The sequence below is a fragment of the Paraburkholderia sp. RHO2 genome (assembly GCF_050955445.1).
GTDB classification, from domain to species: domain Bacteria; phylum Actinomycetota; class Actinomycetes; order Mycobacteriales; family Mycobacteriaceae; genus Prescottella; species Prescottella agglutinans_A.
This window is the reverse complement of sequence record NZ_CP162617.1, coordinates 682,589-700,963: the sequence shown is the minus strand read 5'-3', so window position 1 is coordinate 700,963 and position 18,375 is coordinate 682,589. Positions and strand designations below refer to the sequence as shown.

General features: G+C 68.6%; 14 protein-coding genes. 8 read left to right on the top strand and 6 right to left on the bottom strand.

Translation table 11 applies throughout. The features are described 5' to 3' along the window. Nucleotides 1-110: 110 nt before the first annotated feature. The 3 genes from ABTV10_RS03220 to ABTV10_RS03210 all read right to left on the bottom strand — a co-directional run bounded on the left by ABTV10_RS03220 (nucleotide 111) and on the right by ABTV10_RS03210 (nucleotide 6,462). A complete protein-coding gene (locus tag ABTV10_RS03220; protein WP_499032468.1) occupies nucleotides 111-3,434 on the bottom strand; it encodes an NAD-glutamate dehydrogenase domain-containing protein in 3,324 nt (1,107 codons plus the stop codon). Nucleotides 3,435-3,538: 104 nt separating this feature from the next. Further along, nucleotides 3,539-4,930, bottom strand: a complete 1,392-nt coding sequence (locus tag ABTV10_RS03215; protein WP_499032466.1) for an aspartate aminotransferase family protein — start codon at nucleotides 4,928-4,930, stop codon at nucleotides 3,539-3,541. 20 nt (nucleotides 4,931-4,950) lie between these two features. After that, the gene (locus ABTV10_RS03210; protein WP_499032464.1) at nucleotides 4,951-6,462 is read right to left on the bottom strand and encodes a CoA-acylating methylmalonate-semialdehyde dehydrogenase; all 1,512 of its coding nucleotides are present in this window, start codon (nucleotides 6,460-6,462) and stop codon (nucleotides 4,951-4,953) included. A 128-nt stretch (nucleotides 6,463-6,590) separates the two neighbouring features. Between ABTV10_RS03210 and ABTV10_RS03205 the strand changes: the two genes are divergently transcribed. Beyond that, the gene (locus ABTV10_RS03205) at nucleotides 6,591-8,234 is read left to right on the top strand and encodes a PucR family transcriptional regulator (protein ID WP_499032462.1); all 1,644 of its coding nucleotides are present in this window, start codon (nucleotides 6,591-6,593) and stop codon (nucleotides 8,232-8,234) included. Between the two features lie 75 nt (nucleotides 8,235-8,309). Here ABTV10_RS03205 and ABTV10_RS03200 read toward each other — a convergent pair whose 3' ends face one another. Both ABTV10_RS03200 and ABTV10_RS03195 read right to left on the bottom strand, forming a co-directional pair. Then, nucleotides 8,310-8,690 (bottom strand): DMT family transporter, encoded by a 381-nt coding sequence (locus ABTV10_RS03200; protein ID WP_433609746.1) that lies wholly within the window; start codon nucleotides 8,688-8,690, stop codon nucleotides 8,310-8,312. Next, the gene (locus ABTV10_RS03195) at nucleotides 8,687-10,108 is read right to left on the bottom strand and encodes an APC family permease (RefSeq protein ID WP_499032460.1); all 1,422 of its coding nucleotides are present in this window, start codon (nucleotides 10,106-10,108) and stop codon (nucleotides 8,687-8,689) included. Before ABTV10_RS03195 ends, ABTV10_RS03200 begins: the two co-directional genes overlap by 4 nt. A gap of 409 nt (nucleotides 10,109-10,517) precedes the next feature. Here ABTV10_RS03195 and ABTV10_RS03190 point away from each other — a divergent pair, with 409 nt between their 5' ends. From ABTV10_RS03190 to ABTV10_RS03160, 7 genes are all read left to right on the top strand, one after another. Further along, nucleotides 10,518-11,921, top strand: a complete 1,404-nt coding sequence (locus ABTV10_RS03190) for a flavin monoamine oxidase family protein (protein ID WP_499032457.1) — start codon at nucleotides 10,518-10,520, stop codon at nucleotides 11,919-11,921. 21 nt (nucleotides 11,922-11,942) lie between these two features. Continuing rightward, a complete protein-coding gene (locus ABTV10_RS03185) occupies nucleotides 11,943-12,101 on the top strand; it encodes a hypothetical protein (protein ID WP_499032455.1) in 159 nt (52 codons plus the stop codon). Between the two features lie 170 nt (nucleotides 12,102-12,271). After that, a complete protein-coding gene (locus ABTV10_RS03180) occupies nucleotides 12,272-13,732 on the top strand; it encodes an aldehyde dehydrogenase family protein (protein WP_499032452.1) in 1,461 nt (486 codons plus the stop codon). A 38-nt stretch (nucleotides 13,733-13,770) separates the two neighbouring features. Continuing rightward, the gene (locus ABTV10_RS03175; protein ID WP_499032450.1) at nucleotides 13,771-15,168 is read left to right on the top strand and encodes an NAD(P)/FAD-dependent oxidoreductase; all 1,398 of its coding nucleotides are present in this window, start codon (nucleotides 13,771-13,773) and stop codon (nucleotides 15,166-15,168) included. Between the two features lie 27 nt (nucleotides 15,169-15,195). Next, entirely contained in the window at nucleotides 15,196-15,714 is a 519-nt protein-coding gene (locus tag ABTV10_RS03170; RefSeq protein ID WP_433609734.1) for an Lrp/AsnC family transcriptional regulator, read from the top strand. A 29-nt stretch (nucleotides 15,715-15,743) separates the two neighbouring features. After that, entirely contained in the window at nucleotides 15,744-16,103 is a 360-nt protein-coding gene (locus ABTV10_RS03165; RefSeq protein ID WP_433609732.1) for a cupin domain-containing protein, read from the top strand. Nucleotides 16,104-16,135: 32 nt separating this feature from the next. Further along, complete coding sequence (locus ABTV10_RS03160) at nucleotides 16,136-17,620, top strand: gamma-aminobutyraldehyde dehydrogenase (protein WP_499032448.1); 1,485 nt, start codon at nucleotides 16,136-16,138, stop codon at nucleotides 17,618-17,620. 21 nt (nucleotides 17,621-17,641) lie between these two features. Here ABTV10_RS03160 and ABTV10_RS03155 read toward each other — a convergent pair whose 3' ends face one another. After that, a complete protein-coding gene (locus tag ABTV10_RS03155) occupies nucleotides 17,642-18,331 on the bottom strand; it encodes a ZIP family metal transporter (protein WP_499032447.1) in 690 nt (229 codons plus the stop codon). Nucleotides 18,332-18,375 lie beyond the last annotated feature (44 nt).

The window sequence follows — 18,375 nt, the reverse complement described above, 5'->3', positions numbered from 1 at the left end:
CCGGAGTGTATACCCGCCGACGACCGCGGGCGCCCCGGCAATTCAGTCAGTCCGGGCCCGCGACCGCTGGCCGAAGACGATCATCGGGCTCACGCCGACACTTGGGCCGATCAGGCATCGGCAGCACCTCCGGTACTGTCCGCAAGCTCTCGGTGCGGCTCAGCCATCGACCGGATGTTTCGGGCAGCGACCGAGAGAGAGGCGAGATCGGACACCGGGGTAGCGTCGATCTCACTCAACGTCCGCCGAGCGCGTTCGATGCGGGCGTTGTTGTCGTTCTCCCACTGCGTAATTCGGTCTTCCATCGTGTCACCGGACGCCGCGGACGCCAGCACGTCGCGGGCCAGCAGACGCACCGACCGGTAGAGGTCGTCGCGCAGCGCGACCCGCGCGAGCGTGTGCCACCGTTCTCCCCTGGGCAACGCGGATATCTTGATGAGCCACCGGTCGACGCCGAGGTGATCGGAAAGGGCGAAGTACACCGCCGCGGTTTCCGCGACGTCACAGCCGAGTTCGGATGCGACGTCGACGATGTCGAGAAGGCTGAACCGGTAGAGCCCGTCCGCGACACGCCGAGCCACCGACGCCTCGACCCCGGCTCGGCGGTACGCCTCGTATGTCGTCTCCATCGCTCGCCGCTCGGCACCGCGCAGCCAGTTACCGACCCGTGCCGCTCGGGCGTGCACCGCCGATCGGTAGCGTGCGATCTCCGCGTCCACCGACAGCGGTTGTTTCCGATTCGCCAGGAACCATCGCGAACCGCGATCGAGCAGCCGACGCGCCTCGATGACCAGCTCGTATTCGGTGGCCGGGGGCAGGTTCGCTTGGGAGATGTCGGACCACAAGTCACCGAGGCCGAACACCTCCGACGTGATGACGAAGGCCCGCACGATGTCGGCGGGGGCGGCGCCGGTCTCCTCCTTCAACCGATGCGCATATGTCAGCCCGCCGAGGGCGAACACATCGTTGACGATCTCGGTTGCGAGAAGCTCGTGACGAAGGGGGTGCTGATCAGCGGGCACCAGCGCGCGCAGCGGGGCGGGGAAGTACGCCCCGATACGCGCGGCGAAGTAGCCGTCGTCGAACACCTCCGAGCCTTCGAGGCCGGCTTTCAGGTCGAGCTTGCAGTGGGCGAGCAGGGTCGCCAGCTCCGGCGACGTCAGTCCCTCGCCCGCCGCCGCCAGCGCCGCGAACCCCTGCGGGGTGGGGAGCGCCTCGAGCTCTCGGTCGAGGCCCCGGCTCTCGACCAGGTCCGCCACCATTCGTTCGTGTACGTGGACCATCCTGGATGCGTTCCAGCGCGCATCCCCGACGATGCGGTTCTGGGCGTCGTTGTTGGTCAGAACGAGTTGGGCAACATGGTCGGTCAAGGAGCCGAGCACCGCCGACCGACGATCCGGCTGGAGGCGGCCACCCGGAGAGGCTGTGTCGAGGAGGATCTTGATGTTGACCTCGTGGTCGGAGCAGTCGACGCCGGCCGAGTTGTCGAGAGCATCGGTGTTGATGCGGCCGCCCGCACGGGCGAATTCGATGCGCGCACGTGCCGTGACTCCGAGATTGCCACCTTCGGCGACCGCGCGTGCGCGCAGTTCCGTCGCATCGACTCGAACGCCGTCGTTGACCTTGTCCCCTGCCGCAGTGTGGGTTTCCGTCGATTCCTTCACATAGGTGCCGACCCCGCCGTTGAACAAGAGGTCCACGGGTGCGGTGAGAATGGCGCGGATCATCTCCGGCGGAGTCAGCACCGTGACGGACGCATCCAGCCCGAGGGCAGTCCGCATGGGTGCGGACACCGGGATCGACTTGGCCTCCCGCGACCAGACACCGCCGCCTTCGCTGATGAGGGAGCGATCGTAGTCGTCCCACGACGACCGCGGAAGATCGAACAGTCGACGGCGCTCCTGCCGCGCACGCTCGGTGTCCGGGTCGGGATCGATGAAGACGTGGCGGTGGTCGAAGGCGGCCACCAACGCGATGCCCTCACAGGCGAGCATGCCGTTGCCGAACACGTCACCGCTCATGTCACCGATACCGGCGACGGTGAATGTGTCGTCGTCGACGTCGATGCCCATCTCGGCCAGATGCCGGGCGGCGCTGACCCAGGCGCCCCGCGCGGTGATACCCATCTTCTTGTGGTCGTACCCGACCGAACCACCGGACGCGAAGGCGTCCCCCAGCCAGAAGCCGTACTCGGCGGCAACGGCGTTGGCAACATCGGAGAAGGTCGCCGTTCCCTTGTCCGCAGCGACCACGAGGTAGGAATCGTCGCCGTCGCGGCATACCACTCGGTCCGGGTGCACCGCCTCTCCTGCCGCCGACCGGTTGTCGGTCACGTCGAGGAGTCCTGCGATGAACTGTCTGTAGCCGTCGACACCGGCAACCGCCGGGTTCTTCACAACGAACCCGCCCTTCGCGCCGGCCGGGACGATGACCGCGTTCTTGACCGCCTGCGCCTTCGCCAGCCCCAGGATCTCGGTGCGGTAGTCGTCGAGACGATCGGACCAGCGCAGGCCCCCGCGCGCGACGAGGCCGTACCGCAGGTGCACGCCCTCGATGTCGGGCGAATACACGAAGATCTCGTACAGCGGGCGGGGACGGGGAAGCTCGTCGACGTCCCCTGACCGCAGTTTCAGCGACAGCTGCGGCCGCTCGGTGCCCAGGGTGCCGGTGCGGTAGAAGCTGGTGCGAGTGGTGGCGGAGATCAGGCTGACGTACGCCCGGATGATGCGGTCGGCATCCAGACCTTCGACCCCTTCGAGGAGCTGATCGACTTCCCTTGCGCGGCATTCGATCTCATCGGATCGGCCGGATTCCCGGCGCGGATCGAAATGAGCGTGGAAGAGCCCCACCAGCGCGGCTGCGAGATCGGGGCGCGAGGTCAGGACCGACTCGATTCGGCTCTGCTCGTACGGCAGTGCCGTCTGGCGTAGGAAGCGGGCGTAGGCCCGCAGGAGGACGACCTCACGCCAGTCCAAACCTGCGGCCAGCACGAGGACGTTGAACCGATCCGCCTCCGTCCGGCCGAACCACAGAGCCCGCAGGACATCGAGTACGGATTCGGAGTCCACCGCTCCGGCCGCCACCGCCGCCGCGACGAGCGACCCCGCCACGACCCGGAAGTCGTAGAGCCGGCACAGCAGCCCGTCGGCGCGACGGTACTCGAAACTCCGCTGATCGACGACCTCGAGATCGAGGCTGCCGAGCAGACGCAGCACACGTTCGAACGACACCGACTCGCCGCCGCTGTACACCGTGACACGCAGGCCCACCGTCGACTGCTCGGCACCGTCGAGAGAGCCCAGGTCGACCTGAACGTCGAAGGCACCGGGAGACAGGCCGTCGAGAATCGAAACGTCGGGTCCGGGGACACAACCCTCCTCCGCAACATAGCCCTCCGGCACGGGAAACGTGTACGCAGACAGGGTTGAGCTCATCGATTCTCTCCGTTGAGATCGCAGGAAGTTGGCGGTTGGAACAGGGTGGGCAGGCGAAAGCGTCGGTCCCCCATGGGCGTCGGTGACCATGGGGGACCGCCGCCTCAGCGGACGGTGTACGCGTCCGCCACCTCGAACGCCGCATCGAGGATCGCCAGTCCCTCGCGCGCCTCGGCCTCGGTGACGGTGCACGGCGGCACGGCGTGGATCCGGTTGAAGTTCGCGAACGGCAGCAGTCCGCCGGACTTGCAGGCGCCGATGACCTCGTTCATCGCCGGACTCGACCCGCCGTACGGTGCGAGGGGCTCCTTGGTGGCGCGGTCGGCGACCAGTTCGATCGCCCAGAACACGCCGAGCCCGCGCACCTCACCGATCGACGGGTGCCGCTCCGCGAGCGCGCGCAGGCCGGGGCCGATGACCTCGGCGCCGATCCGCGCGGCGTTCTCGACCACGCCCTCGTCCTCCATCGCCTCGATCGTGGCGACCGCGGCGGCCGTCGCGAGCGGATGGCCGGAGTACGTGAGCCCGCCCGGGTAGGCGCGGTCGGCGAACGTGGCGGCGATCTTCCCGCTGATCGCGACGCCACCGAGCGGGACGTAGCCCGAGTTGACGCCCTTGGCGAAGGTGATCAGGTCCGGCACCACGTCGAAATGATCGATGGCGAACCACTTTCCGGTGCGACCGAAGCCGGCCATCACCTCGTCGGCGATGAACACGATTCCGTAGCGATCGCAGATTTCCCGGACGCCGGCCATGTAGCCCGGCGGCGGGACCATGATCCCGGCCGTGCCGGGGACGGACTCGAGGACGATCGCCGCGATCGTGCCGGGGCCTTCCAGGCGGATGAGCCGGTCGAGGTGCTCGAGGGCGCGCTCGGTCTCCTGCCCCTCCGTCTCCGAGTGGAACGGCGAGCGGTAGAGGAACGGCCCGTCGAAATGCACGACGCCGCTGTTGCCGTAGTCGTTGGGCCACCGGCGGGGGTCGCCGGTGAGGTTGATCGCCGTGTCGGTCCCGCCGTGGTAGGAGCGGTACCGCGACAGCACCTTGTAGCGGCCCGTGTGCAGGCGCGCCATCCGCACCGCGTGCTCGTTGGCGTCGGCACCACCGTTGGTGAAGAACACCTTGTCCAGGTCGCCCGGGGTGCGTTCGGCGATCAACCGGGCGGCCTCCGAACGCGCGTCGTTGACGTGCTGCGGGGCGATGGTGCACAGCTTCGCGGCCTGACGCTGCACCGCCTCGACCACCCTCGGGTGCTGATGCCCGATGTTGGTGTTGACCAACTGGGACGAGAAGTCCAGCAGGCGATTTCCCGCGCCGTCCCACACGTACGAGCCCTCGGCGGCGAGGATGGTCATCGGCGTGATCTGCGCCTGTGCGGACCACGAGTGGAAGACGTGTGCGCGGTCGAGCGCGTAGGCGCGTTCGCCGTCGGCGCGGGCGGCGTCGATGTCCTGGCCGGTCGGCAGGGTGACGGGCCGGTCGGTTGTGGTCGTCATGTCCGGTGTTCCTTTCCGGCTCAGTTGTTCTGGGGGAAGCCGAGGTTGATGCCGCCGTGGCTCGGGTCGAGCCAGCGGGTGGTGACGACCTTGCCGCGGGTGAAGAAGTGGACGCCCTCGGTGCCGTGCGCATGGGTGTCCCCGAACAGCGAGCTCTTCCAGCCACCGAAGCTGTAGTAGGCCATCGGAACCGGGATCGGCACGTTGATGCCGACCATGCCGACCTCGACCTCGTTCTGGAAGCGGCGTGCCGCGCCACCGTCGTTGGTGAAGATCGCGGTGCCGTTGCCGTACTGGTTCGAGTTCACCAGCGCGAGGGCCTCGTCGTAGGACTCGACGCGGACCACCGACAGCACCGGACCGAAGATCTCGTCGGTGTAGACGCTCATGTCGGGGGTGACGTGGTCGAGCAGGGTGGGCCCCAGCCAGAAGCCGTCCGCTCCCCCGTCTGCCTCGATGCCGCGCCCGTCCACGACGACGGTGGCACCGGCGGCCTGCCCCGCATCGACGTACGACGCGACCCGGTCGCGGTGGGCCTTGGTCACCAGCGGCCCCATGTCCGCGTCGCGCGTGCCGTCGCCGGTCTTGAGTGCCCGCGTCCGCTCGGCGATCTTGCCGACCAGTTCGTCGGCGACGTCGCCGACCGCGACCATCACCGAGATGGCCATGCAGCGCTCACCGGCGGATCCGAAGCCGGCGTTCACCATGGCGTCCGCGGCCAAGTCGAGGTCGGCGTCGGGCAGCACGATGGCGTGGTTCTTCGCGCCTCCGAGCGCCTGGACCCGCTTACCGTGCGCAGTGCCGGTGGCGTACACGTACTGGGCGATCGGCGTGGAGCCGACGAACGAGATCGCCTTGATCTCCGGGGAGGTCAGCAACTCGTCGACGGCGGTCTTGTCGCCCTGCAGCACGTTGAACACACCGGCGGGCAGCCCGGCCTCGGCCCACAGCTCCGCCATCCAGATCGCCGCCGTCGGGTCCTTCTCGGACGGCTTGAGGACCACCGTGTTGCCGGTCGCGATGGCGATCGGGAAGAACCACATCGGGACCATGGCCGGGAAGTTGAACGGGGAGATGATCGCGACGGGTCCGACCGGCTGACGGATCGAGGCGACGTCGACGGACGTCGACGCGTTCTCCGTCATGCCACCCTTGAGCAGATGCGCGATGCCGCAGGCGAATTCGACGACCTCTTGACCGCGAGTGACCTCACCGAGCGCGTCGGAGAGCACCTTGCCGTGCTCGGACGTGATGATCTCGGCGAGCTCCTGCTTGCGCTCGTTGAGCAGCTCACGGAACTTGAACAGCACCGCCGTGCGCTTGGCCAGCGAGCTGTCCCGCCACGCCGGGAACGCCGCCGCCGCGGCCGCGATCACCGTCCGGGCGTCCTCGACACTCGCCAACGCGACCTGACCGGTGACCGCGCCGGTTGCAGGGTTGGTGACAGGGGCGGTGCTGCCGCTCGTTCCGGTAAAGCCCTTGCCGTCGGACCAGTGCGCGATCGTCCGTGCCGCGCCGTCGCTGTGGGTCATGAGAGAGTCCTTCACTGAGTCGATCGAGACGCGCAATCACGCGTGGTGCCTCAACTCTGACCGCCCGACCCACGACCGCAGGGCTGCACTCTGTAAAGGAATCGGCCCCCTGATTTACACTTCGTCAAATGCAGCCGACCGTCCGTGACATCTTGGCCCTCCCGATCCTCCAGCAGGGCGAGCCGGAGGTGGTCGGCGGCGGCGCCCTCGACCACCGGGTTCGATGGGTGCACGTGAGCGATCTGCGCGACCTGTCGAACCTCCTCCAAGGTGGCGAACTCGTCCTGACGACCGGACACGCCCTCACCGACGATCCCGTCGGCTACCTGGAAGGCCTGGCCGCCGCCGGGGCGACCGGTCTGGTCGTCGAACTCGGACTGCACGTCGACGAGATCCCGCCGGAGGCCGCCGAAGCCGCCGACCGGCTCGGGCTGCCCGTCGTCGCCCTGCACCGGCAGGTCCGGTTCGTCGAGGTCACCGAGGAGGTGCATCGCTCGATCGTCGCGGACCAGTACGCGGAGGTGGCCTTCGCCCGCAACACCCACGAGGCGTTCACCGACCTGAGCATGAAGCGGGCGTCGCTCGGCGAGATCGTCGAGGCCGCCGCCGGCATACTCGGCGTCCCGATCGTCCTCGAGGACCTCGCGCGGCAGGTCCTCGCCTTCGCGTCGCAGGGCGTCGAGACCGCGGAACTGCTGGCGGACTGGGAACGCCGGTCGCGGCTGACGCCGGTCGCGCGCGAAACCGGCGTCGGCGGACCGGAATCCTGGATCACCGCCCCGGTGGGCGCCCACCGACAGGAGTGGGGTCGCCTCGTCGTCCCCCGCGCCGCCGGGGACGACGCACGCACCCGCATGACCCTCGAGCGCGCCGCCCAGGCCCTCGCGCTCAGCCGCATGGTCGAGCGCGAGGGCACCGCCCTCGAGCAGCAGGCGCAGAGCGGTCTGGTCGACGAGCTGCGCCGCGGTCGCATCCAGGACGAGGCGGAGGCCACCGCGAGGGCACACGCGCTCGGGTTGCGCCCCGCGCTGACGTACCTGCCGCTCACCGTCCGTGTCAGTGAAACCCCCAGCGCCGACCAGGTGTTCACACAGCGGCGGCGCGTCCGGATGCTCGACGCCATCCGTCACGCCGTCGCGACGTCGCGGGTGACCGCGCTGACCACCAATCCCCGGACCGGATGGTTCGATCTGCTGATCTCACAGCCCCCGAGCGGTACCGGCCCCGACGCCCTGCACGCGCTGTGCGCCGAGATCCACGGCGCACTCCGCCGGATCGACGGCGTCGTGCGATGCACCATCGGCGTCGGCCCGGACTCGACCCGCCTGCTCGACGCCGCTCGCGGTCTCACCGAATCAGCACACATCGCTGACGTGGCGCAGTCGCTGCCGCGCGACGGCAAGCTCTGCCACCGGTCCGCGGACATTCGACTGCGGGGACTGATCGCCTTGATTCGGACGGATCAGCGGGTGCAGGCCTTCGCCGAGGCCGAGTTGCGCGGCCTGCTCGAGCACAGGGCACGGCACGAGGACGACCTGCTGGATGTGCTGCGCACCTACCTCGAACTCGGCGGCAACAAGGCCGAACTCGCCAAGCGGCTGGGAATTTCGCGTCCCACGCTGTACGCCAAACTCGCGACCGTCGAACGGCTCCTCGACGTGGACCTCGACGACGCCGAGTCCCGGACGTCGCTGCACACCGCTGTGCTGATCCTCGACAGCCACTCGAATGCGCCGGCCGCGCAGGAGGCCGGCGGTACGCGCGGCGCGTGATCCCTCGCACGGAACGCGCGAAGGCCCCGGCCGCCGAGCACAGGCTCGGGTACCGGGGCCTTCGCCCACCGGCCGTCAGTGGTCGCGCACGACCGCGGCCGCAGGATCCGGTTGTTCCGGCGATCGCGCGGTCGCGCCGTTGCCGAGTTCGATCAGCACGACGCCGGCAATGATCAGCGCGATGCCCCCGATCGCCATGAAGGACAACGACTCCCGGAACAGCAGGACGCCGAGGATCGCCACCGCCGTCGTTCCGACCGCCGACCAGATGGCGTAGCCGACACCGACGTCCAGACCACGCTGGAGAGCGAATCCGAGGAGCGCGAACGCCGTCGCGTAGCCGATCACGACGATCACCGACGGCAACAGACGGCTGAAACCGTCCGCGGCCTTGAGGGACAGCGTCGCCACGATCTCACACGCGATCGCGCCGGCCAGCAGTCCATAAGCGCTCATGACCCCACCTGTTCGGGAACGGAAGAACGACGATCCTGAACCTTACGCCGGTAGAGCCACAGCGCGACCGCCGCCGCCAGTACGCCGAACGCCACCGCCAGCTCCTTGAAGCCCCCGTAGCCGGTGACCTCGAATCCTGTTGCGCCCACCACGAGGATCAGGGCCAGCACCGCGGCGAGTGCCAACGACAGCGGAACGAAGATCGCCGGCAGGCGGATCGGGCGGGCCAGGTCGGGGCGATCCTTGCGCAGCAGGAAGAACCCCGACAGCGCGAAGATGTGGGTCAGGATGTAGCCCAGGTTGCCGGTGACGATGATGGCGAGCGGCGTCTTGAGCACGGTCAGGACGAGCACGTTCACCACCAGCGCCACGGTGAGCGCACGGACGGGAACGCCCCGCTTGTTCAGCACACCGAGCTGCTGCAGGCTCGTGCCCTCCTTGCCCATGTTGTAGAGGACCCGCGATCCGTCGGCGAGACCGGTCACCATGATCAGCAACAGCGAGCAGATAAGGAAGAGCACCATGACGTCCGCCGCGCCGCCGACCAGGTTCTGGAAGGCCTCGACGTAGAACGTGGTGGGTGCAGCGGCGATCGCGTCCTCGCCGACGTAGCCGGTGAGGATGAGCGGCAGCAGCACGAAGACGCCGAGCGAGAACAGGACTCCGGCCTTGAGCGCCTTGGCGGTGTCCGAGACGGTGTTGCGGTACTCCGGCGCGAACGTGGCACAGACCTCGACGCCGAACGAGGTCCACGCCATGACGTACAGCCAGACCAGTGCGGTGCGCAGGCCCTCGACGCCGTGCAGGTTCCAGGTGAGACCCGAGACGTCGAAGCCGTTGGCCAGCAGCGGTCCGACGATGAACACCGCCAGCGGGATCAGCAGGATGCCGCCCGTGATGTAGACGAACGTCATGGTGATCCGAACACCGACGACGTTGAGCAGGTACAGGATTCCGATCACGCTCAGGCCGACCACGATCGGGAAGTTCAGCTCGATCGGGCCCAACTGCCACGACCAGTCCTGGTCCGGGAACCACTGGGACTGGACGAGCGCTCCGATGATGCCCGCGTAGACCGACAACGAGGTGGTCCACGGGAACCAGTACCCCACGGCGGCCAGCGGACCGACGATCGGGGCCCGCTTCTTCCACGCCTCGGCGGCATACGCCGCGATGCCGCCCGAGGATTCCGGGAACATCGCGGCAAGTTCGGTGTAGATCCAGTTGGCGGCGGTCGCGAGCAGCATCGAGATACTCCACAGGAGCACCGCGCCCCACCCGCCGAGCCCGACGATCGACGCGCCGAGCGATGCGATCAGCGCGGCCGGCATCGTCAGCGACATCGCGAAGCCGTCGTACCAGCGCATCGTCTTGTGCAGGGTGGTGGAGCTCTGTTCGGTGGACGTTGTTTCGGCCATGGCATTCCTAAGTCCCGATGGGGCGCCGTTCTGGCACCCGGAAATGACGGTGACTCGGACGGAACAGTGTCGAATCAACCCCCGCGGCAAGGGGATCGAGCGCATCGACCCGGAATCCGGACCCGACGACGTCGATGCGGCGGACGAAGTATGGATCACACCGCGAGAGATGACAAGCCCCCGGCCGGGGCGAACTGCGCAGCACGACCCCGTCAACGTTGTCGATGACGAGGAGAAGGAGCCGCGCTGTTGTTCAAATGACAAAAAATATGTGGAATCTTTGCTCATAGAAGTGACAGGCACGTGCCGAGTCGATATCGTGGCCGCACTCGACGGAACGAGTGACCCAACACACATTCCCGGCGTCGGCAGCGCCACATCACACCCCACGCGGTCCAGGAGATCCTCGGTGAAACCAGTCAATGCTCCACACATCCAACTGACGCGACGACGCCTGCTCGGCTACGGCGGCGCGGTCGGCCTTTCGGCGATGCTGTTCGCACGATCCCCGCAGGCCCGGGCGCAGACCGGGTCGCTCGGCTCGCTCGGCTCGACCGCCTCGAACGACGCGGACGTCATCGTGCTCGGCGCCGGCGTCTCCGGGCTGGGCGCGGCCCGAACGGTCGCGGATGCGGGCCGATCGGTGATCGCTCTCGAGGCGCGCGATCGAATCGGCGGACGACTCTGGACCGACCGCACGACAATGGGCATCCCCGTGGAACGGGGCGCCGAACTCATCCACGGCGCCGACGTCTCCACGTGGGACATCGTCGGACCGGCGAACATCTCGACACATCGCTGGGGGACGAAGATGTCCCGCTTCGATCCGACCTCGCCGTGGGTGGACCAGGACACGTGGCAGTTCTACAACTTTCCGCAGGGCAGGCCCGACCTCCCGACGCCACTCCCGGCCCCGAATCCCGGCGAGACGGCTGAGGCGTACCTCTCGCGGCTGGGAATCGATCGGGCGAACTACCCGCTGGCCTTCCTCGTCATCGAGGTCGACACCGAGCAGTTCGACAAGCTGCCCGCCCAATACGTCGTCGAGGATCTCGAGACCGCCCTCACCGCACCGGACAGCGGCGACATCCCGAGCGACGGGTACGGGGACTTCCGCGTGATCGGCGGCTACGACCAGGTCGTCCGAATCCTCGCCGAGGGCATCGACGTCCGCATGAATCACGAGGTCACCCGCGTGGCCTACACGCCACGCGGTGTGGAGGTGCTCGCGGGCGGCACCAGGTTCACCGCCCGCAAACTCGTGATCGCACTGCCCGCCGGCGTGCTGCAGCAGGAGTCGATCGTGTTCGATCCGCCGCTGCCCCCGCAACAGCGGTCGGGGCTGTCCGAGGTGGTCTACCTCCCGGTCTACAAGGGCCTCCTCGAGTTTCCCGCACCGGTGCTGCCGGACGGATGGGACCTCGCGGAGGACTACCTGGTCAACCCGCCCACCCTGTGGAACGGGTCGGCCGCCGCGCCCGGATACTCGGGACAGGTGGTCGTCGCGTGGGCGACCGGGGACGAGGCCCGGGAGCTACTGGCGCTCCCGGAGTCCGAGCGTCTCGCTCAGTCGCTCGATGCGGTCCGATCGATGGCCGGCGACCCCGGCCTGAACACCGTTGCCGCATCGACCTACGACTGGTCCCTCGACCAGTACGCCCGAGGCGCATACCCGGGCCCGACCTCGCGACGCCAAGGGCTGTACGACCCGATCGACAACACGGTGTTCTGGGCCGGCATGGTCACCAGCACCGTCAGCTCGTCCCTCGACACCGGTCGAGCCGCCGGAGCGGCCGCACTGGGCGCACTCTGACCCGGAAAAGGACTCCGCGCCATGGACGAACAGCGACGCCCACGGGAGGTGCGGCGCGTCGGCCCCGACGCCGGCGACCTGTCCCAGGACGACCTCGCCCGGGTGATCGAGGCACTCACCGGCGAACACGTGCCCACCGCCACCGACCAGACACTCGATCAAGATCGCTCGATGAGCTGAAGATCAGCTTCAAATTTGCTCATCGAACAAATTTTGGGCGCAATAGTTGCCCATCGGGGGTGACATCGGCCGCGATTGCCGTTATCGTGGCCACACTCGCACGGAACGAGTGATCCCCAGCACAGCCACCGAGGGCACCGGCAGCCCTACCCACACCAAGAGGGTTTCTCATGACGACATCCATCCCCACCGCTCCGCGTCAGCAGCTCTACGTGGACGGCGCGTACACCGACGGCAGCACCGGCGAGTCCGTCGACGTGATCAGCCCGGTCACCGGCGGCCACATCGGAACCATCCCGGTCCCCTCCACCGCCGACCTCGACAAGGCCGTCGACGCCGCACACCGCGCCCAGGCGGAGTGGCGCAAGGTGGGCGTCTGGCAGCGCGCCGAGATCTGCCACCGCATCGGCGACGAGCTCGAGAAGCGCATCGACGTCCTGGCCCGCCTCCAGACCCTCGAGCAGGGCAAGCCGCTCGCCGAGTCGATCGCCGACGTGACCGAGGCCGCGCAGCTGTTCCACCTGCACGCCGAGGACGCGGTCCGCCTGCACGGCGAGACGCTGCCGTCGAACGATCCGCAGAAGCGGATGTGGACCTTCTACCGGCCGGTCGGCGTCTGGGGCATCATCACGCCCTGGAACTTCCCGCTGCTCATGCTCACCGAGTTCGTCGCACCGGGCCTGGCCACCGGCAACGCGCACGTCGTCAAGCCGCCGACCCACACGTCGCTGACCGTCCTGGCAGCGATGGAGGCGTTCGAGGCCGCCGGGCTGCCGGCCGGTCTGGTGAACATCCTTCCGGGCGAAGGCAACTTCGGCGCCGACCTGGTCTCGCACCCGGGCATCGACGCCATCGGCTTCATCGGCTCGTCCCAGACCGGCGCGAAGATCCAGGCGACCGCCGGCCTCAAGCGCTCCATCATGGAGTGCTCCGGCAACGGCCCGCTCATCGTGCTCGCCGACGCCAACGTCGAGGCCGCGGCCAAGGCCGCCGCCGACGCCGCCTACTACTGCGCGGGCCAGGTCTGCTGTGCCACCGAGCGCGCCCTCGTCCACGCCGACGTGCACGACGCGTTCGTCGAGGCGCTGGTCGCCTACGCCGGCACGGTCACGCTCGGCGATCCCTTCGACTCCGCGGTCAACCTCGGCCCGCTCAACAACGAGGGCGTGGCCGCGAAGATGGACCGCCACCTGGCCGACGCACGCGAACGCGGCTTCGACGTCCTGGTCGGCGGCGGTCGCCGTGAGGGCTTCCCCACCGACCTGTACTACGACTTCACCGTCGTCGACGGCGTCACCCCCGACAGCCTCCTCAGCAAGGAGGAATCGTTCGGACCGGTCGTTCCGGTCATCACGGGCCGCGACGACGACGAACTGCTCCGCCTGGCCAACAGCGACGCGCTGGGCCTCCAGGCGGCCGTCTTCACCGAAAGCCTCACCAAGGCTTACCGATTCGTGGAAGAGGTGGAGACCGGACAGGTGATCGTCAACGACAGCACCGGATTCTGGGACATCAACATGCCGTTCGGCGGCGCCGGCGGCAAGGGCACCGGCTGGGGTCGGATCGGCGGCAAGCACACGCTGATCGACATGTCCGACCTGCGCACCGGTGTCATGCACCTGGGCCGCTGACTCGCGACGAACACGCTCTTCCAATGAAAGGTCTCCGCATGCCCACCACCAGCCCGTCGACGATCGACGGGGTGCGCCGCTCCCCGTACTGGTTCGACGTGACGCCCGCCCCGAGCCCGCTCCCGGCGCTCGCGACGACGCTGTCCGCCGACCTGCTGGTGGTGGGCGGAGGCTATACCGGTCTCTGGACCGCGCTCATGGCCAAGGAGTCCGATCCCGATCAGCGCGTGGTGCTGCTCGAGGGCTACACCGTCGGGCACGCCGCGAGCGGCCGCAACGGCGGCTTCTGCTCCCCCAGCGTCACCCACGGCCTCGCGAACGGTGTGAGCCGCTGGCCGTCCGAGGCTGCGACCATGCACCGGATGGGACTCGACAACCTGGCCGGGATCGAGGAGGCCCTGGAGCGTTACGGCATCGACGCCGACTACCGACGCCCCGGAAAGGTCAGCTTCGCCCGCACCACTTGGGAACTCGACGCTCTGCGGGCGTACTCCGAGACCAGCGGGCGTTACGGCGAGCAGTCGCGGTTCATCCCGCCGTCCGAGATCGGCGACTGGACCACGTCGCCCGCGTACGTCGGTGGCCTGTACCTGCCCGACTATTCCCTGGTCGATCCGTACAAGCTGGTACTCGGGCTCCGTCGGGCCTGCCTCGAACTCGGCGTCGAGATCCACGAGAACACACCGGTCGCGTCGATCGAGAAGACCGCCGGCGAACGCATCGCCGCCACCACCCGGGGCGGCCGGGTCGAGGCGAAGCGAGTTGCGCTGGCCACCAACGCATTCAAACCACTCCTGCGCCGACTGACGAACACGATCATTCCGGTCTACGACTACGCGCTCGTCACCGAGCCGCTGAGCGACAGCGATCTCGAATCCATCGGGTGGACCGCGGACTTCGGTCTCACCGACGCCGGCAACCAGTTCCACTACTACCGGAAGACCGCGGACAACCGGATCCTGTGGGGCGGCTACGACGCGATCTACCACTTCGGTTCCCGACGCGACGAGGAACTGCTGGACCGGCCGGAGACCTACGCCCGGCTCGCGGAGAACTTCGCCGCGACGTACCCGCAGTTGGCCGACAAGCAGTTCACCCACGCGTGGGGCGGGATCATCGACTCGTCGACGCGCTTCTGCCTCACCGCGGGCAGCGCGTACGGCGGACGCGTCGCCTACGCGACGGGTTTCACCGGCCTCGGCGTCACCGCGACCCGCTTCGGTGCCCAGGTGATGCTCGACCGGCTGGCCGGGCGCCGGACGGAACGCACGGAGCTGGCGATGATCCGGCGCCCGGCGGTTCCGTTTCCCCCGGAACCGGTGCGTTACTTTGGTGTCCAGGCGACCAGATGGTCGCTGGCCAGGGAGGACGACCACGGTCGCCGCAACCTGTGGTTGCGTCTCCTCGACAGCATCGGACTGGGATTCGATTCCTAGTCGTACCGAACCGGTTCGGAGGACATCTTGAACACACCGAGCATCGACGCGATCGACGCGCGGATCATCGAGCTCCTGCAGAAGGACGGTCGCCTCCCGTACCGGCAGATCGCAGAGGAGCTCGACATCCCGGCGTCCTCGGCGCGCTACCGGGTGCAGCGGCTCGAGGACGCCGGGATCCTGCAGATCGTCGGGATCGCCAATCCGATGCGAATCGGCTTCGACCGCATGGCGATCGTGGGCATCCACACTCGCGCCGGCACCGCCCGCTCGGTGTGCGAGGCGGTGGCGGCGCTGCCGCAGACCAGCTACGTGATCGTCACCTCGGGGCGGTACGACGTCATCGTCGAGGTGATCTGCAAGGACACCGAGGACTTCACCCGGCTGATGCACGACCAGCTGCACGCCATCGACGGAGTGCTCTCCACCGAGTCGTTCTTCGTTCTCGAGGTGGGCAAGCTGGCGTACGGCTGGGGCGTCGGCAACCCGCCGATGCTCCACGAGGTGGTCTCCGCGGACACCGCACCAACCGAACACGACGAGTGACCCCGAAACATCGACTCGACAGGCCACCAATGACTTCCACACATCCAGAGCCCACCGCGCACGCCGGCGGCGTCGACGTCACCGGCGTGTCGCTCGACCACCGCGCCCTCCCGGACGAACTCGTCATGGACGGATCGCCGACGACCGCCCACCGGGCACTGACAGACCTGGCGGGGTTGACGATCGGGGTGTGGGAGCACACCCCCGGGACCTCGCGTGACGTCGAGGCGGACGAGGTGTTCTTCGTCGTCGACGGACGGGGCATCGTCGAGTTCGAGGACGGTTCGCCCGCAGTCGATCTCCGGCCCGGCACGCTGGTGCGGCTGCAGGCCGGACAGCGCACCGTGTGGACGGTGCACGAGACGCTCCGCAAGATCTACATCTCCTGACGGCCCCCCGCTCGGGCTCCGACGACGAAAGCATGGACACGATGCACCAGTACATCGACGGGACCCGGTGCGAAGGGTCCTCCGACTGCACGCAGGACGTGATCGACCCCTCGACCGGCGAGACGATCGTCACCGTCACCCTCGCGAGCCGCGACGACGTCGACCGTGCGGTCGCCGCGGCCCGGCGCGCGTTCGGATCGTGGTCACGGACCACCCCCGCCGAACGCTCGGCGCTTCTGTTCCGCGTCGCCGAGGTTCTCCGGGGCCGCTCGGACGAACTGGCTGCGCTCGAGAGCCGCCAGTGCGGCAAGCCGATCCGGCTGGCACGCGAGTTCGACGTTCCGGGCTCGATCGACAACATCGAGTTCTTCGCCGGCGCCGCGCGCATCCTCGAGGGCAAGGCGACCGGCGAGTACTCGCCCACCCACACCTCGAGCATCCGCCGCGAACCGCTCGGGGTCGTCGGCGCCGTCGCCCCGTGGAACTACCCGCTGCAGATGGCGGTGTGGAAGATCTTCCCCGCGATCGCCGCCGGCAACACCGTCGTGCTCAAGCCCGCCGAGATCACGCCGCTGACGGCGCTACTGCTGGCCGAGGCGATCACCGAGGCCGGCGTCCCCGACGGCGTCGTCAACATCGTCGTCGGCAGCGGCCCCGAGGCCGGCTCGGCCCTCGCACGCCACGTCGGCGTCGACATGATCTCCTTCACCGGATCGACCGCGGTCGGACGATCGATCCTCGAGGCCGCCGCCACCAACGCCAAGCGCGTCCACCTCGAGCTGGGCGGCAAGGCGCCCTTCGTCGTGTTCGACGACGCCGACCTGGACGCCGCGATCCACGGGGCCGTGGCCGCGAGCCTGATCAACGGCGGACAGGACTGCACGGCGGCCACCCGCGCGATCGTGCACGAGTCGGTCGTCGACTCGTTCGTCGCGGGCGTCGCCGAACTCTACGAGTCCGTCACCCTGGGCCCGACCGCCGACGAGGCGACGGACCTCGGTCCCCTGAGCTCCTACGCGCACCGCGACCGGGTCGCCGGAATGATCGAGCGCGCACGCGATTACGCCACGATCGTCACCGGCGGCCGCGCCGGGGACGGGCCCCTCGCCGCAGGTGCCTACTACCGTCCCACGCTCGTGACCGGGGCGTCGGTCGACAGCGAGATCTACCGCGACGAGGTGTTCGGCCCGGTGCTGACCGTGACGCCGTTCCGCGACGACGACGAGGCCATCGCCCTCGCCAACGACACCCCGTACGGTCTGGCCGCGTCGGCGTGGACCACCGACCTACACCGCGCGCTGCGCGCGACCCGTGAGATCGCAGCCGGCTGCGTCTGGGTCAACGACCACATCCCGATCGTCAGCGAGATGCCGCACGGCGGGGTGAAGCAGTCCGGATTCGGCAAGGACATGTCGACCTACTCGTTCGAGGAGTACACCACCGTGAAGCACGTGATGTTCGACCTCTCGCGTGACTCGCGGAAGGAGTGGCACCGGACCGTCTTCCGCACGGACTGACGCCCCGTCGCCTTCGCGCTCCTACGCGCCGAGCGCGAAGGCGACGAGGAACCCGAGCGCCGTCGAGATCCCCACCCACCAGCCGCCCTCCCGGTACGCCTCCGGCATGAGCGAATCGGCAAGCACCGCAATGGTTGCCCCGCCCGCGAAGGCCTGGATCACCGCGATGCGACTGTCCGGGATCGTGTCGGAGACGGCGTTGGCTACGATCACGACCAGCACCAGGACCGCGGCCGTGATCGCCCACACCCAGAAGGCCCGACGCCGGTCGAAGCCGGGCTGCTTGCGCATCGACGCCGCGCCCGCGACGGCCTCGGGCACGTTGCCGACCGCGACGGCCACCAGCAACACCACTCCCCCGCCACCTGCGAGCGAGACGCCCAGCGCGGTGTTCTCGGGTATGCCGTCGAGCAGCGCGCCGAGCATCAACGCCCACCCCAGCGCGGCGGGTCCCAGTTTGTTCTCGATCAGGTGGTCGGCCACGACGTACACCACCGCCCCGGCGAGCAGCGCCGCCCCCGCGACCCACACCCCCTCGATCGCGAACGCGGGCGCGAACAGCTCCGACGACACCGCCGCCACCATCGTGCCCGCACCGAATGCCATGAGCGCGGCCAGCAACGGGCGCGGCAGGTCGTAGCGCAGTCCCACCCACGCACCGAGCAACAGCGGCAGAGCCGTCCCCAGACCGTACAGCGCAGCTGTCAGCATCGGCCGATCGTAGTCACCGCCGACCTCATCGGACACAATCGACA

Excerpts from the sequence above, each read along its gene's own strand:
- ABTV10_RS03185 (WP_499032455.1), top strand. The coding sequence starts at position 11,943 with ATGGACGAACAGCGACGCCCACGGGAGGTGCGGCGCGTCGGCCCCGAC.
- ABTV10_RS03175 (WP_499032450.1), top strand. The coding sequence starts at position 13,771 with ATGCCCACCACCAGCCCGTCGACGATCGACGGGGTGCGCCGCTCCCCG.
- ABTV10_RS03210 (WP_499032464.1), bottom strand. The coding sequence starts at position 6,462 with ATGACCCACAGCGACGGCGCGGCACGGACGATCGCGCACTGGTCCGAC.
- ABTV10_RS03155 (WP_499032447.1), bottom strand. The coding sequence starts at position 18,331 with ATGCTGACAGCTGCGCTGTACGGTCTGGGGACGGCTCTGCCGCTGTTG.
- ABTV10_RS03205 (WP_499032462.1), top strand. The coding sequence starts at position 6,591 with ATGCAGCCGACCGTCCGTGACATCTTGGCCCTCCCGATCCTCCAGCAG.
- ABTV10_RS03220 (WP_499032468.1), bottom strand. The coding sequence starts at position 3,434 with ATGAGCTCAACCCTGTCTGCGTACACGTTTCCCGTGCCGGAGGGCTAT.
- ABTV10_RS03160 (WP_499032448.1), top strand. The coding sequence starts at position 16,136 with ATGGACACGATGCACCAGTACATCGACGGGACCCGGTGCGAAGGGTCC.
- ABTV10_RS03195 (WP_499032460.1), bottom strand. The coding sequence starts at position 10,108 with ATGGCCGAAACAACGTCCACCGAACAGAGCTCCACCACCCTGCACAAG.
- ABTV10_RS03180 (WP_499032452.1), top strand. The coding sequence starts at position 12,272 with ATGACGACATCCATCCCCACCGCTCCGCGTCAGCAGCTCTACGTGGAC.
- ABTV10_RS03215 (WP_499032466.1), bottom strand. The coding sequence starts at position 4,930 with ATGACGACCACAACCGACCGGCCCGTCACCCTGCCGACCGGCCAGGAC.
- ABTV10_RS03165 (WP_433609732.1), top strand. The coding sequence starts at position 15,744 with ATGACTTCCACACATCCAGAGCCCACCGCGCACGCCGGCGGCGTCGAC.
- ABTV10_RS03200 (WP_433609746.1), bottom strand. The coding sequence starts at position 8,690 with ATGAGCGCTTATGGACTGCTGGCCGGCGCGATCGCGTGTGAGATCGTG.